Source organism: Pseudarthrobacter sp. NamE5, from assembly GCF_005796225.1.
Taxonomy (GTDB): domain Bacteria; phylum Actinomycetota; class Actinomycetes; order Actinomycetales; family Micrococcaceae; genus Arthrobacter.
In genome coordinates this window covers 34,039-48,515 of record NZ_VAHO01000006.1, presented here as the reverse complement: position 1 = coordinate 48,515, position 14,477 = coordinate 34,039, and the positions used below count along the sequence as shown (strand labels likewise).

Annotated in this window: 11 protein-coding genes; 4 read left to right on the top strand and 7 right to left on the bottom strand. The window is 66.2% G+C overall.

The genetic code is table 11. From position 1 onward, the window contains the following. Nucleotides 1-59 precede the first annotated feature (59 nt). From FDW84_RS09265 to FDW84_RS09255, 3 genes are all read left to right on the top strand, one after another. Nucleotides 60-863, top strand: a complete 804-nt coding sequence (locus FDW84_RS09265) for an ABC transporter substrate-binding protein (protein ID WP_138608750.1) — start codon at nt 60-62, stop codon at nt 861-863. Between the two features lie 149 nt (nt 864-1,012). Then, on the top strand, nt 1,013-1,804 hold the full coding sequence (locus FDW84_RS09260) for an amino acid ABC transporter permease (protein WP_138608748.1): 792 nt from the start codon (nt 1,013-1,015) through the stop codon (nt 1,802-1,804). A 12-nt stretch (nt 1,805-1,816) separates the two neighbouring features. Next, entirely contained in the window at nt 1,817-2,617 is an 801-nt protein-coding gene (locus FDW84_RS09255; RefSeq protein WP_138608746.1) for an amino acid ABC transporter ATP-binding protein, read from the top strand. 146 nt (nt 2,618-2,763) lie between these two features. On the opposite strand, the gene menD is transcribed toward FDW84_RS09255, so the two are convergent. From menD to FDW84_RS09240, 3 genes are all read right to left on the bottom strand, one after another. Then, the gene (menD, locus tag FDW84_RS09250) at nt 2,764-4,536 is read right to left on the bottom strand and encodes a 2-succinyl-5-enolpyruvyl-6-hydroxy-3-cyclohexene-1-carboxylic-acid synthase (RefSeq protein ID WP_171046737.1); all 1,773 of its coding nucleotides are present in this window, start codon (nt 4,534-4,536) and stop codon (nt 2,764-2,766) included. Between the two features lie 185 nt (nt 4,537-4,721). Further along, complete coding sequence (locus FDW84_RS09245; protein WP_138608744.1) at nt 4,722-6,797, bottom strand: PhoX family protein; 2,076 nt, start codon at nt 6,795-6,797, stop codon at nt 4,722-4,724. A gap of 219 nt (nt 6,798-7,016) precedes the next feature. Continuing rightward, nucleotides 7,017-8,024: an o-succinylbenzoate synthase gene (locus tag FDW84_RS09240; protein ID WP_138608742.1), complete on the bottom strand. Its 1,008-nt coding sequence runs from the start codon at nt 8,022-8,024 to the stop codon at nt 7,017-7,019. An 87-nt stretch (nt 8,025-8,111) separates the two neighbouring features. Here FDW84_RS09240 and FDW84_RS09235 point away from each other — a divergent pair, with 87 nt between their 5' ends. After that, on the top strand, nt 8,112-9,017 hold the full coding sequence (locus tag FDW84_RS09235; RefSeq protein ID WP_138608740.1) for a phosphatase PAP2 family protein: 906 nt from the start codon (nt 8,112-8,114) through the stop codon (nt 9,015-9,017). A 56-nt stretch (nt 9,018-9,073) separates the two neighbouring features. Here FDW84_RS09235 and FDW84_RS09230 read toward each other — a convergent pair whose 3' ends face one another. From FDW84_RS09230 to FDW84_RS09215, 4 genes are all read right to left on the bottom strand, one after another. Next, a complete protein-coding gene (locus FDW84_RS09230; RefSeq protein ID WP_138608737.1) occupies nt 9,074-10,852 on the bottom strand; it encodes an N-acetylglutaminylglutamine amidotransferase in 1,779 nt (592 codons plus the stop codon). A gap of 206 nt (nt 10,853-11,058) precedes the next feature. Then, nucleotides 11,059-12,210 carry a glutamate--cysteine ligase gene (locus FDW84_RS09225; RefSeq protein ID WP_138608735.1) on the bottom strand — a complete coding sequence of 384 codons (1,152 nt, stop codon included), beginning with the start codon at nt 12,208-12,210 and terminating at the stop codon, nt 11,059-11,061. A 238-nt stretch (nt 12,211-12,448) separates the two neighbouring features. Further along, on the bottom strand, nt 12,449-13,372 hold the full coding sequence (locus FDW84_RS09220; protein WP_240721461.1) for a gamma-glutamyl-gamma-aminobutyrate hydrolase family protein: 924 nt from the start codon (nt 13,370-13,372) through the stop codon (nt 12,449-12,451). Between the two features lie 407 nt (nt 13,373-13,779). Further along, entirely contained in the window at nt 13,780-14,472 is a 693-nt protein-coding gene (locus FDW84_RS09215; RefSeq protein WP_138608730.1) for a class I SAM-dependent methyltransferase, read from the bottom strand. Nucleotides 14,473-14,477 lie beyond the last annotated feature (5 nt).

Genomic DNA, 14,477 nt, shown 5'->3' with positions numbered 1-14,477 from the left:
CGGCGCTACACTATGAACCGATTAAGTACCGCATACTCCTGCAACAAAAGGTAAGAAAAATGCAGCTCAAGTCCCTGGCCACGGCCAAAATGACCGCCAAGGCAGCAGCACTCTTCGCCGTCGGCGCCCTCACCCTCACGGCCTGCGGCGGCGGGGGCTCCACCCCGGCCGCGCCTGAAGGCGGCATCCAGCTCATCAACGCCGGCAAGCTCACGGTGTGCTCCGACATCCCCTACGAGCCGTTCGAATTCGAGAAGGACGGCCAGACGGTCGGCTTCGACGTGGACATCGCCAAGGAGCTCGCCAAGGACTTCGGCGCCGAACTGAGCATCGTGGACAGCTCCTTCGAGGCCATCGAAACCGGCACCGCCCTTACCCAGTGCGACCTGGGCCTCTCCTCCATCTCCATCACGGACACCCGCAAATCCGTCATGGACTTCTCCAACCCGTACCTGGACGATGACCTGGCCCTGGTGGCCAGCGAGGACTCCGGCATCAGCAGCCTCGACGACGCGAAGGGCAAGAAGGTGGGAGTCCAGCAGGCCACCACCGGCGCCGACTACGCCGAGGAGCAGGGCCTTGACGCCCAGCAGTTCGAGGACACCGGCCTCCTGGTCCAGGCACTGCAGGCCGGCACCATCGATGCCGCCCTGGGCAACCAGTCGGTCCTGGGCTACGCCATCAAGGACAACCCCAAGTTCAAGAGCGTTGAGGAATTTGCCACGGGCGAGCAGCTGGGCATTTCCGTGAAGAAGGGCAACACCGCGATGCTGGAGAAGGTCAACGGCACGCTCGAGCGGCTGCAGGAAGACGGCTCCCTCGAGAAGTTCAAGACCACCTGGTTCGGCGAAACCGCCAAGTAGCCAAGACCGTCCAGTAGTTGCCGGGAAGGCCTGAGGCTCCCCCGCCTGGTTACCTCCCAGCCCTGAGAACTACCCAGCCGGGGCCCCGGACGAGCTGTACCGCAGTCCGTTCGGGGCCTCTGCCACGCATAACGAATGTGAGCACCCCCATGGCAATGACCGCACGTCAACGAGCCAGAGTAAGCCTCTACGTCCAGGCCGGAATCTTTGTGGTGGCCGTCGCCGCGCTGATCCTGGCCACCGACTGGCAGGCCATCGGCAACAGCGTCTTCAACTTCGCCAAGATCGGCCCCATGTTCCCGGGCATTTTCGCCACAGGCCTCGTGAACACCCTGATCTACACCTTCCTCGGCTTCATCGTCGGCCTTTCCGGCGGCCTGCTGCTGGCCCTGATGAAGCTCTCCAGCTTCCCGCTGTACCGCTGGATAGCCACCGGTTACATCGAGTTTTTCCGCGGCATTCCCGCACTGCTGGTCTTCATCGCCTTCGGTTACGGCGTGCCCTTGGCCTTCGGTGTCTCGTGGAACATCACCGTAATCGTGATGATTTCGCTCGGCATCGTAGCCTCGGCCTACATCGCCGAAACCCTCCGCGCGGGCCTGCAGGCAGTACCCAAGGGCCAGTTGGAAGCCGCCCGCTCCCTGGGCATGCCGCAGTGGCGGGCCATGGTCACCATCGTGATCCCGCAGGCTTTCAAGATTGTCCTGCCACCGCTGACCAACGAGGTCATCCTGCTCACCAAGGACTCCTCGCTGATCTACGTCCTGGGCCTCACCGCTTCCCAGTACGAACTCACCAAGTTCGGCCGCGACGGCATCTCCAGCCTGGGCGCGGGCCTGACCCCGCTGCTGGTGGCCGGCGCCTTCTACCTGGTGATCACCATCCCGCTGAGCCTCCTGGCCAGGAAGTTCGAAAGCCGCACCGCGCGGACCAAGCGATAGGCAGGGAAGACCATGAACGACGTCGTAAATTCCTCCGGCAGCACCAGCACCATCCACGCCGCGGGCGTAGCCATAAAGGACCTGCGCAAGTCCTATGGCTCCAACGAAGTCCTGAAGGGCATCAGCCTGGACGTGGCGCCCGGCGAAGTGGTGTGCCTGATCGGGCCCTCCGGTTCCGGCAAGTCCACCCTCCTGCGCTGCGTCAACCTCCTGGAACAGCCCAACCAGGGCAGCATCCACGTGGGCGGTTTCGAAGCCACTGACCCGGACGTGGACATCGATAAGATGCGCCGCAAGGTAGGCATGGTGTTCCAGCAGTTCAACCTGTTCCCGCACCTCGATGCCAAACGCAACTGCTCCATCGCCCAGACCAAGGTGCTCAAGCGCTCCCAGGCCGAGGCGGACAAGGTGTCCATGCACAACCTGGAGCGTGTGGGGCTGGGACACCTCGCGGACCGTTTTCCGGACCAGCTCTCCGGCGGCCAGCAGCAGCGCGTGGCCATCGCCCGTGCGTTGAGCATGGATCCGGAGCTGATGCTCTTCGATGAGCCCACTTCCGCCCTGGACCCGGAAACTGTGGGCGATGTCCTTTCCGTCATGCGCCACCTCGCCCAGGAGGGCATGACCATGCTGGTGGTGACGCACGAGATGGGCTTCGCCCGTGAAGTGGCGGATCGTGTGGTGTTCATGGACGGCGGTGTGGTGGTGGAGGAAGGCCCTGCCGAAGAGGTCATTGGCTCCCCCTCGCAGCCGCGCACCAAGGAGTTCCTGCGCCGCGTACTGGATCCGACGCACATCGATATCGAGCAGTAGGCGCCGCCCGGACGCGTTTGGTCGCCGGCGGGGCACAGATGCGTCAGGGACACGCAAATGCCCTGGCGCTACCGGAATACCGGTAGCGCCAGGGCATTTGCGCGTCGAGGGTTGCGCTGCCCATCCGGCTGCCGTCCCCCACCGGATTACCTGGCCAGCACTCCCGCGACAGCCGCTGCCACGGCTTCCTTGATCCGGGCGTGAAGGCTCCGCAGCGAACGCCTGTCCGTACGGACCTCCACGATGTTGCGGCCCTCGTTCGGCTGGGCGAGCGCCTCGGCGAGTCCCGCCGTCGTACTGACCAGCGAATGCCGGACGCCGTATGCTGCGGCGAGAGCCGCGATGTCCACAGTGTGCGGGGTGCCGAAAAGGCGCTCGACGGCGTCCCCGTACGTTCCGGCCTCGCGCACCGCCCCGTGCTCGAGCAGGTCGAAAATGGCCCCTCCGGAATCGTTGAGGACCACCATCCGCAGCTGCGGCTGCTCCTCTCCGGCGCCCAGGAGCAGTCCGCCGGCGTCGTGCAGGAACGTGACGTCGCCCAGGAGGACTGTGGTTTCTTGGCGTCCACCGAGTGCGATGCCTGTGGCGGTGGAAATGGTGCCGTCAATTCCTGCCAGGCCGCGGTTCGCATAGACCGTGGCGGCAGGATCGGGCGCAGGAAGGCCGGCCAGGTCAACGTCACGGATGCCGTTGGAGGAACCAAGCAGCAGCTGGCCGCGGGCATGTTTCCAAACCAGTGACGCAACAGAGGGGCCGGTCGCAGCTGCATCGGCCGAAAGTATTCCGTCCATGGCATGCTGGGCAGCACTGCCTGCCAGCAGCCAGGTATCCAGCCAATCGGGTGTCCCCCGGCCGGCGAAGTCAGCGAGGTCGGCGAGGTTTTCCAGTGGCAGTTCGGTGCGCCGCCCCGGCTCGTACCAAGCCACCGGAACAGGCTGGTACAGGGCGGAGGGGACTTCGGCGCGCGCCAGCAGGGCTGCCACCGGCCTGGACAGGGTGGGTCTGCCGAACAGCACCACGCGTTCAACGGGCTGTTCGGATTCAGGGCCGAAGTGCTCCAGCAGCAGCCGGTACGGACCTACCGCGTTCGGCCCGAAGCGCGCATTGGAGGACGGTTCGGCGAGCAGCGGGAGGTTATGGGCGCGGGCGAAGGCTTCGGCCACAGGGCCGGCGTCGTGCCCGGCGAGTACCACGGTGCGCCGCTCCGGCAGCTCAGCCGGTGCCGGCGGCAGGTTCATGATGAGCGGCTCGGTGCCGATGCGGTAGCGCTGCCGCTCGGCCGCCGTCGGGAGCTCCTCGCCTGGAGAGGGCACCAGCGGATCGCGGAAGGCGAGGTTGAGCTGGACCGGGCCGGGTGGAATCTCGGTAAACGCCCCGGTCGCGGCCGACAGCGCCGTCTGCACGGCACGTTCAGGGTTGCTGCCGGCAGGAATGTCGACGGCGAAGCGCACCTGTTCACCGAAGAGGTCCGGCTGGATGGTGGTCTGGTTGGCGCCGGTTCCGCGGAGCTCGTCGGGCCGGTCTGCGGACAGGACGATGAGCGGGACGGCGGCGTGGTTGGCCTCCATCACGGCCGGCATCAGGTTCCCGACGGCAGTCCCGGACGTCGTGAGCACCGCTGCGGGGGAACCGGTGGACAGCGCGAGGCCCAGTGCGGTGAATCCGGCGGAGCGCTCGTCAATCCGCACCAGCAGCTCAACCTTGCCTTCAGTGGATGCCTCGGCCAGGGCGTAGGCCATCGGAGCGGAACGGGAACCTGGCGACACCACCACGTGCTGCACGCCGCCGTCGAGCAGGACTCCGACGGCGATCCGCGCCGCTGCCAGGGCAGTCAGCTCAGGTGCCGTCCCCCGATCGTCGGTCCCGGAAGAATCTGCAGGGGCGGTGTGGGAGGCGTCAGGTTCGTTCAACGAGGTCACGAATCCAGTCTGCCACCCCCGGACGCCGCACCACCTCCCGAGCCAAAACAACCGACGCTCTCTCACTTAATGCAACAAAACGGCGGACGCTCTCTCACCGCTGCCGCAAAAGTAGCGGAAGGTGAGAGAGCGTCCGGTCAACCCCCCCCATCAACTGAGAGAGCGTCGCAGGGGGCGTCGGCAGCTTAGCCGTCGGTGCGGAACACCTGGATCACGGACGGGCGGGGCGCGCGCGCCTGGCCTGCCGCCGGCGTCGTGCCTGCCGCAACGTAGTCCGGGAAAAATGAGACCTGGTTTTCGAACGTGCCGTCCTCGCCCGGGTGCTGTACGGCGACGAACACTGTGCGCTCTTCATCGTGGATGATCGGACCGCACGTTTCGCCGTCGCGCGGAACGGCGAGGAACTGCTCAACCTTGCCGCGTTCTGCGCCTTCCAGGGTGACCTTGAACAGGCCGTCGGCACGGCCGATGCCGGAGGGGGCGCCGTCCGTTGAGATCCACAGGTTGCCCACGGAGTCGAAAGCCAAGTTGTCCGGGCAGGAGATGGGCGAGACCTTGTCCACCGGGAAGCCGGAGAAGTAGGTCACGTCGCCCTGGGCCGGATCACCGCAGACCATCAGCAGGTTCCAGGTGAAGGAGGTGGAGGTCTGGTCGCCAATTTCGGTGATTTCCACGATGTGGCCGTCGCGGTTCTGGTTGCGGGGGTTGACCTCGGTGGCGCCCTCGTTGGAACCCGTGCCGCGGTTGGAGTTGTTGGTGCAGGCTACGTAAACCTTGCCCGTGTGCAGGCTGGGCTCCACGTCCTCGCAGCGGTCCATCTTGGTGGGGCCCACCTTGTCGGCGGCAAGGCGGGTGTACACGAGTACTTCCTCAACGGACATCCCCGGCACGGCAGACTTGCCGTCCACAACCAGGGGCAGCCACTCGCCGATGCCGTCGAAGGCGCCGTCGGAGGGAACAGCGCCGGTGCCGGTAATCTCGGCGGCCGGGGAGTTGCCGGTGAACCGGGCCACGTAGAGGCTGCCGGCGGACAGCAGTGTCATGTTGTGCTTGCGGTCGCCCTCGCGGTACTTGTCCTTGGAGACGAACTTGTACAGGTAGTCGAAACGCTCGTCGTCGCCCGAGTAGGCCACCACGTGACCGGACTTGGCGATGATGACGTTGGCGCCCTCGTGCTTGAAGCGGCCGAGCATGGAGTGCTTCTTTGGAGTGGACGCGGGGTCGAACGGGTCGACTTCCACAATCCACCCGAAGCGGTTCGACTCGTTCTCGTAGCCGGCGTTGCGGGTGTCCCAGCGATCCTCGTCCAGTTCCCACTGGCGGGCGGTGGGCTTGGACGTGATGCCGTAGCGCTTGTCGCCGGCAGAGGTGCCGTTGCCCACGAAGTAGCCCTGGAAGTTCTCCTCGCCCGAGAGGATAGTGCCCCACGGGGTGGTGCCGCCGGCGCAGTTGCCCAGGGTTCCCTTGATGAAGCGGCCGTCCTTGTCCTCAACCGTCTTCACCAGGGAAGAACCGGCGGCCGGTCCCGTCAGCTCGTACACGGTGGAGTTCAGGAAGCGGCGGTTCAGCGGCGCACCCTTAACGTAGGTCCACGGCTTGTTCTTGTTCTTGCGCTCCAGTTCCACAACCGACAGGCCATGTGCGGCTGCCCCCACGGCACGCATCTGCTCAGCCGGCATGGTGGGAGGGAACATGATGTTCTCGTTCGTGTACTCGTGGTTGGAGAACAACACGGCGCGGCGGCCCTTGCTGCCCGGGAGTTCCAGGATGTCCGTGTAGTCGTTGTTGTAGCCGAACTGCTTTTCCTGGGCGGCAGCGGTCTGGTTGTTCAGGTCGAACTCCGGGGCACCGTTGAAGATGGGGTCACCCCAGCGGATGACCGGCTGCCAGGTGAAGCCCTCCGGGACGGTGACGGCGTCCACCATGGCGTCAATGGACGGTATGGCCGTGAACTGGAGCTTGGACTTGCCGAAGCCTTCCTTCGCTGCCTTGGAGAGCCCGGTGGCGGAGGCGGGTTCGGCGGAGGTCACTGCAGAACCGAGGACGACGGCGAGGGCACCGGCGGTGCCGAAGCCCAGGGCGGCACGGCGGGACATGGTGGCCGAGGCGATATCGCGGAAGTAGCTGTTCGAGCTGGTGTTGCAGACGTCGCCGGCGCACGCGTTGTCGCATTTAAGGGCGCAGGTGACGGCACTGCGCTTGCCCTTGGTATGGCCGAGCATCGGCAAAAGAGTGAACTTGCGGGCAGTCGTTTCAGACATGGGGGCCTTCCAGGGAAAATCGATGCGGTTCACACACCCTGTCAAGCACTTCCTACGGGCAGTCATCCATGAAGTGAAGTTCGGGTTAACCGCTCGTGACGTGCAGTTATGTGCGAGAGGGTCTGGGGGAAACCGACATCGAGTGAGAGAGCGTGCCGGAAAACCCCGCATCGAGTGAGAGAGCGTCCCAGGAAACCCCGCATCAAGTGAGAGAGGGTGTCAGCGGGGCAGCAGCGCGTGGACGCGTCGCAGCCGGGCCAGCCACCACTCCCGCCGTTCCAGGGAAGCGGCATACTGCTCCAGCAGCCCTGCATCGGCGGCCACATCGCGCATGCGGATGGCGCCGTCGTCTGCCACCAGGGGATCCAAGGTGACGTCCTGCTCGAACAGGGACACCGTCCCCAGCCCGCATGCGTACGGAAGTTCCGGCAGGGATGCTGCCAGCGCGAGCCCGGCGCGGATGCCGACCGAGGTGTCCAGCGCGGAACTGACGACGGCGGGCAGCCCGGCCTGGGCCACGATGTCCAGGGCGCGCCGCACTCCCCCGAGCGGCGCCACCTTGACCACGATCAGGTCGGCAGCGCCCGCCCGGGCAACCCGGAGTGGATCAGTTTCCTTGCGCACGCTCTCGTCCGCCGCGATCAGCACCGGACTGCCGGCGGCGCGAAGCTGCGAGCGCACCTCGGCAAGCCCATCGATGGTGGGAGCAGGTTGCTCCGCGTATTCGAGCCCGACGGCGGAAAGCCGGGTGAGTGCCGCCACTGCGGCGGGGACGTCCCAGCCTCCGTTGGCGTCAACGCGGAGGGCTGCGTCGGGGAGGGCGGAGCGGACGGCGGCCAGGCGGGCGGCGTCGTCGTCGAGCGTCTGGCCCGGCTCGGCCACCTTGACCTTGACGGCGTCCACCCGGCCGAAGCGGGCCAGGATCTCCGGCACGCGGCCAGCGGGAACGGCCGGGACGGTGGCGTTGACAGGAATTACTGACCGCAGCGGCGGAGGAAAGCCAGCCCAGGCGGCCTCGACGGCGGAGGCGAGCCAGCTGGAGGCCTCCTCATCCCCGTACTCGGGGAACGGACAGAACTCGCCCCAGCCGGCAGGGCCGCGCAACAGCAGCGATTCACGCTCCATGATGCCCCGGAACCTCACGCGCATGGGCAGGCTGACCACGTGCGCATTCGCCAGAAGCTCGTCCAGCGGAGGGAGCAGCGGCGGCGCGGTTTCCGGGGGCATGGGTTCACTGTACCGGCGGCCCGGACGCCCCGCCGCCGCGGCCCGGCTTGAAGCAGCCTTCCAGCTTTCTGTGCCACCCTTTAACCGATGACTTTTCAACGGCAGGCACCAGGCAGGACGGCAGCCCGACCCGCACCGGGCTCAGGCTTCCTCTTCGTGCTTGCCACCCTGGCCTGCGTGGCGGGGTTGATCGCCACCTATTACTACTTCGTGCAGACCACCACGGGCCAGTTCATCGACGAGTCGGCGCTGGTGGAAGCCGTGGAACTGCATGGTCCTGCAGGCAAGGCGAGCACCAAGTTCCTGGACCTGCTGCCCACCATCTCGCTGGTGATGGCCGCCGTCGTGGTTCTGTTTGTCACGGTGATCCGGAAACACTGGGCGGAGGCCGGGATAGCAGTGGCCGCCTGCATCGGCGCGAACATTGCCACCCAGGTGCTCAAGGATCTGCTGCCCGCCCGCCCGGACAAGGGCGTGATAACCCTGGAGATGAATTCCCTGCCGTCCGGCCACACCACGCTGGCGGCGTCGGCCGCAGCCGCGGTGTTCCTGATGGCCTCGCCGCGCTGGCGCCCGATGGCCGGCTTTGTGGGTGGGACGTTCGCCATTGCGTCCGGCGTGTCAACGCTGATCAACCAGTGGCACCGGCCGGCAGACGTTGTGGCGGCGTTCCTGCTGGTGGGCGCGTTCATGGTTCCCGCGGGCTGGCTCATCATCAAGCGCGGCTCCTGGAATGCGTGGGACGGGTTCGGCGGGCATATTGGCTCGGCCCGGATCTGGCTGACGCTGCCGGTGGTCATCGGCCTAGCCTCGGCAGCCGTGGCCGCGTATTCGCTGATCCGGATTGCGCCGAGCCCCTGGCAGGAGGCCAGCACCACCCACTATTTCTGGGCCGGGATCTCGCTGATCGTTATCTCCGGGTACCTGGCCACGGTGGCCACCACCTCGCTGTTCGCCTTCGCAGCACGACGGCGCCACCCACTAGGGCGCTGACAGTTACGTCTATTGCCGGAGCAGGCCGGCCACCTCGGTGGCTTTGTCGCCGGTGGTCAGCCCACCCCGTGCCGCTGCAGCCACATCTCCAGCAGGGCAAACTGCCACAGCACATTGCTGTTCACGGGCGTCCGCTGGGTGTTCGGGTCTGACAGCAGCCCGTCGATGTACCCGGGCCGGAAGAGTCCCCGCTGCTTGGCCTCGGGCGCGTGGAGGGCGTCACGGACCATGGAGGTGAACGGTTCCTCAAGATGCCGGAGGGTGGGGACGGGGAAGTACCCCTTGGGCCGGTCCACGACGGCGGCGGGCAACATCTGGCGGCCCAGGTCCTTCAGGATTGCCTTGCCGCCCTGTGAGGCCTTGAACTCCGGCGGGCAGGCTGCGGCAAGCTCCACCAGTTCGTGGTCCAGGAAGGGAACACGGGCCTCGATGCCCCAGGCCATGGACATGTTGTCCAGCCGCTTCACGGGGTCGTCCACCATCAGCAGATGGGTGTCGAGCCGAAGCACTGCATCCAGCGCCGTTTCGGCACCAGGGGCCGCCAGGTTCGAGGCCAGGACCTCGCGGCTGACATCTGCCCCGGTAAACCATTCAGGCTCCAGAATACCGACCAGGTCCTCATGGGTATGGTCAACAAAGGAGGCGGAAAAAGCTGCCAAAGCGTCCTGCCGGCCGACCGATGCCAGCGGCTGGTGGTAGCCGTAGCCGCCGAAGACCTCGTCCGCACCCTGCCCGCACTGGACCACCTTCAGATGCTGGGTAACGGTCCTGGAGAGCAGGTGGAATGCCGTGACGTCATGGCTGGACATCGGCTCGGACATCGCGTCCACGGCGTCCCCGATGGATGGCGCGAACTCGGACGTACTGACGTGCAGGCGCTCATGCCGCGTGCCGAACTCCCGGGCCACCAGGTCCGAGTACTCGAACTCGTTTCCGATATCGCCGCCGGCACCGTCGAAACCGATGCTGAAGGTGGACAGCCCGTGCTGGCCCTCCTCGGCGAGCAGGGCAACCAGCAGGCTCGAATCCAGTCCCCCGGACAAAAGGACGCCTACCGGCACATCGGCAACCATCCGCCGTCGTACTGCGGTGTGCAGCGAATCCCGCACCGCTTCCTGCCAGTCACGGGCGGACCAGCCGGCATGCTCGGCCCGGCGGGTGTAGGTAGGTTTCCAGTATTCGCGGTCGTGCCAGCTCCCGTCAGCGCGGACGGTGCGGATGGTAGCGGCGGGGAGCTTCCGCACCCCGCGAAGGATGGTCCTGGGCGCCGGAACGATCGAGTGCCAGCTCAGGTAATGGTGCAGCGCCACCTCGTCGAGGCTGGTGTCGATGCCGCCCGAGGCCACCAAAGCCGGCAGGGACGAAGCAAAACGCAGCCTTCCCTGGAGCTCAGCCATGTACAGCGGCTTGATGCCCAGCCGGTCACGGACCAGCAGGACTTCACCCCGCCGGGCGTCGTACAGGGCGATCGCGAACATGCCCACGAGGTGGTGGACAAAGTCGTCTCCCCATTTCCGGTACGCCTTGAGGATCACCTCGGTGTCGCTGGTGGACCGGAAGCTGAACTCGGGCTCGAGTTCGCGCCGCAGTTCCTTGTAGTTGTAGATGCAGCCGTTGAAGCTGATGGCCAGGCTGCCGTCATCCAGCATCGGCTGCGTACCGGCTTCGGAAAGGTCGATGATGCTGAGCCGCTGGTGCCCCAGCGCCACCCAGCCGCCGTCCCATGTCCCCCGGCCGTCCGGCCCGCGCGACGTCATGGCCCCCATCATTTTCAGCACCGGCTCCCGGGAGGCTGTTCTTCCGTTGAAGGCGATTTCGCCTGCTATTCCGCACATGGTGACTTCCTCGTTCCTTTGCGGCTGGGGTCTTTGCAACGTGGGCTGCTGCGCGTCGGGACCCGGTGGTTGCATCGGCCTCCAGGACGTGCAAGCCGGACGGAGCATGCTGGGATGCTGCCCAGCAGGCCGCGGGCCAGTCCGAGCGGCAGTGCGTCCAGCACCGGCGTTTCATTCTGGTCCATGTGCCCTCCCTGTCCCGCTCTTCAGATCGTCTGGTCGGTCGCGATCTGGCCGGTGGTCACCAGCGGCGAACCGGCGGAGTCAGCCAGCGGTGTGACCGGCAGGTTGGTCACATGCACGGCATCGGCCACCGTTTCGCCTAAGCTCCCGGTGCGGACGTAGACCTCCCGCTGCCGGGCCGCGCCGGTCCCCCTGGACAAGACCTGGAAGAGCAGGAATTCCACCGTGGCCAGCTCGCCCTGGTCTACCAGCACGGACCGGATGTGGTCCACCAGTGCTGTCACTACCTCGACGGCGGCGCGCGGAGTGCCCGTTTCCGGATCCAGCAGATCGCCTTCCAGGCCGAACCGGCTGGCCTGCCAGGAGGCAAGGCCCAGTTGCACCGCGGACAGGGGAACCGGGGGCACACCCGCGCGCCACTGGCGCGCAGCGGTTTCCACCAGGCCCCGCACCAACGCTGCGAGGAGTACCGTGTCATCGGCAAAGAGGCAGACGTCAGCGACCCGGACCTCCACAGTGGGATGGTGATGGCTGAGCCGGGAATCGAAGTACAGGTTCGCTTTGTCCAGCGGGACCCCGGAGTTGAGGATCTGCTGGATCTGGCGGTGGTAGGCCTCAGCCGAACCGTATATTCCCGCCGGCCCGGTGGTTGGCCACCGGTTCCAGGCCTGTGAGCGGTAGCTCGCGTAGGCAGAGTCCACGCCGTTCCAGTAGGGCGAGTTGGAGCTGATGGCCATCAGGACGGGCAGCCAGTTCCGGATACGGTCAAGGACGGCCACGCCCTCCTCGTCCGATTCGACCTCCACGTGCACATGGCAGCCGCAGGTCAGTTGCTCCACCGCGGTGAGGCCGAACCTTTGCATCAAGCGGTCGCAGCGTTCCCCGGGAGCCACGGTGGAATCAACAGGGAGCGGTGAGGCAGCGAGTGCCGCGGACCGTGCTCCGGCCAGCCGCGCGGCAGCATCCGCGCTCTTCCTTCCTGCGGTGATGTCCCCGGCGAGTTCCTGGAGACTGATCCTGGGATGGGTGCAGGTCTCAATCTGCTCCTGCTTCATCTCGCTGCTCAGGCAAGGGTAATCGCTGAGGCGCTCAAGCACGCCGCCCAGCGCCACGGGAAGGCCGCTGACGCTGTCCACGATCAGGAACTCTTCTTCAACACCTACCCGGCGCGTCATCGTATACCTGCAGATCGGTGCGATTTCGCGCTCGGGTCCCAGCCGCCGTCGGACGTGAAATTGCCATAGTTAAGGTAAGCCACATCGCTCCTCGGCTCGTATCCGTGAAGCGTTTGCTCAACTTCAGTTGTCAGTCACAGCATAGTAAGCATGCTTACTTCTCAACCGCAAGCGAAAATGCCAAATTGCAGCCCCGGAACATACGACTGAAGGGGCCGCTGCTGGTTGGCGGCGGGACTCAGAAGGCGCTTGGCTGGCCCGAGTTATCCGCCAGGGGCAGTGCTGCTGCAGCCAGTTCGGCAGCCGGGGTTTGGGCGGCGGGAACCGGCGCTGCAGCAGTTGCAGAAGCGGCCAACTGTGAGGCAGCGGACGACGGCGTTGCCTGCCACAGGCGGGACAGGAGCTTCGCGCGGGCTGCTTCGATGAACCCGCGGAAGAGCCCGAAGTCCTCCGGGAGCTCCTCGGGGTGCCACTGGATGCCCATCGCGAAGGTGCTGGCGGGGTGCTCGATGGCTTCCACCACCTGATCCTCGCTCCAGGCAGCGGCAATCAGGCCCTCCCCCAGCTTGTCCACGGCCTGGTGGTGGGACACAGGGACCGGGCCGGGGTTGGCGCCGATCAGCTGCTCCAGGCGGGAACCCTGCCGGATCTCCACCTGGATTTTGTTGAATTCGAAGCCGCCCAGTTGATAGTGGCCGTTGCCGACGACGTCCGGCAGGTGCTGGTGCAGGGTGCCTCCGAGGGTAACGTTCAGGAGCTGCTCGCCGCGGCAGATGCACAGGAGCGGGATGTCCTGCCGCAGGGCCTCGCGGATGAGGGCCTGCTCCCAGGCGTCGCGTTCGGGCCGCGGCGCGTCCGTCTCGGCGTGGGCTTCCTGCCCGTAGAGCGCCGGGTTGACGTCCCAGCCGCCGGGAATGACCAGCCCGTCCAGCCGGCTTACGAGGTGTTCGATGACGCCCGGGACAACAGGCTGGGGCGGAAGAAGGGTGGGTACGCCCCCTGCCGCGATGATGGGGGCAAGGTACGTCTCAGGCAGGAACGCCGCGCTTACGGTGCCACAACCATCGGTGCCCGCATTCTCCAAATAGGTTGCGAGTCCAATGATGGGCTTCACGGCGGCGTCGGTTGTTTCCAAGGGTTCCTCCAGCTGATTTCTCTGCATTCAAGGATATGAGACAGCTGGGAGTGGAATGTTTCGCGCAGATCAAAATCACGTATCTTGTTCGTCACTCCCGCCCAGACCTTGAGGGAACTTTGATCTATTACCGGCGGGTAACTTGATGCGGGCGGGGCATAGTTGCGGTAGCAGGAGATCCGTCCAACCGGAGCATCCTGGGCCGGCGGGACGGTGGGCATGACTACCTTTCCGCGGCCCGTCATCCTCCTGGCGGAGTCTTGAAGTGGGCTCCGCCAGGTACTCCTGCAGCCGACTGTCTTCCTTGCAGCCGCGACGACGGCGGGGCGGGTTGTCCCCCTGCTACAGGATGACGCGTTCCTCACACCGTCCCGGCGCCGCCTTTCCCCCCAAAGGCGGCGTCGGGACTTCCACTCCCGCCGAAGCCTGCCGCGCTAGCTGGATGCCAGAGGGCCGGAACTTACCGCTGTGCCCAGGACGTGCGCCACCGGCGGGGACAGCGGATGGACAGCAAAGTTGAAGCGCCTGCTGTTCACGGGGGCGAAGCTGGCTGCTTCAATGGCAGCCACCGTGTCCCGGTTAGGGTGGCAGCCGCCGGCGAACCGCTGCCAGGCCGGGGTCATCATGTCTTCAATAGCAGCGAAGAACGGCCTGTTCGAGCGGACGTGTTCATAAAAGGCCAAGGTTCCGCCCGGGCGCAGGACGCGCCTGACCTCGGCCAGCACGGGCACCTGCTCGCCGACGCTGCACAGGACCAGGCTGCTCACCAGGGCATCGGCGCTGGCGTCCTCCGCGGGTATGTGCTCAGCCGCCCCGGCGCGTACGGTGACCGGCACGGTCGCCGAGGCGGCTTTGGCGGTGGCGATCTTTCGCAGATAGTCATCCGGCTCGATGGCCAGCACCTTTGTCACCGTCGGCGGATAGAAGGCAAAGCTCGAGCCCTCGCCTGCGCCGATCTCGATGACGAAGCCATGGAGCTTGGCGAGCAGCTCGCGCCGGTGCTCCGCTGCGCCGCGGCGGTCGATGCCTTCAACCGCTTCCGCGAAGGCGCGGGCGAAGCGGGGATGCTGCAGTTCAGCGGGCCCCTGCCCGCCGGCGGAGTCCCCGCCCTGCCCACTGCCTGCCATGCCTG

Coding starts and splice junctions, on each gene's coding strand:
- FDW84_RS09245 (WP_138608744.1), bottom strand. CDS start 6,797: ATGTCTGAAACGACTGCCCGCAAGTTCACTCTTTTGCCGATGCTCGGC.
- FDW84_RS09220 (WP_240721461.1), bottom strand. CDS start 13,372: ATGCAGAGAAATCAGCTGGAGGAACCCTTGGAAACAACCGACGCCGCC.
- FDW84_RS09235 (WP_138608740.1), top strand. CDS start 8,112: ATGACTTTTCAACGGCAGGCACCAGGCAGGACGGCAGCCCGACCCGCA.
- FDW84_RS09215 (WP_138608730.1), bottom strand. CDS start 14,472: ATGGCAGGCAGTGGGCAGGGCGGGGACTCCGCCGGCGGGCAGGGGCCC.
- FDW84_RS09230 (WP_138608737.1), bottom strand. CDS start 10,852: ATGTGCGGAATAGCAGGCGAAATCGCCTTCAACGGAAGAACAGCCTCC.
- FDW84_RS09260 (WP_138608748.1), top strand. CDS start 1,013: ATGGCAATGACCGCACGTCAACGAGCCAGAGTAAGCCTCTACGTCCAG.
- FDW84_RS09240 (WP_138608742.1), bottom strand. CDS start 8,024: ATGCCCCCGGAAACCGCGCCGCCGCTGCTCCCTCCGCTGGACGAGCTT.
- FDW84_RS09255 (WP_138608746.1), top strand. CDS start 1,817: ATGAACGACGTCGTAAATTCCTCCGGCAGCACCAGCACCATCCACGCC.
- FDW84_RS09225 (WP_138608735.1), bottom strand. CDS start 12,210: ATGACGCGCCGGGTAGGTGTTGAAGAAGAGTTCCTGATCGTGGACAGC.
- FDW84_RS09265 (WP_138608750.1), top strand. CDS start 60: ATGCAGCTCAAGTCCCTGGCCACGGCCAAAATGACCGCCAAGGCAGCA.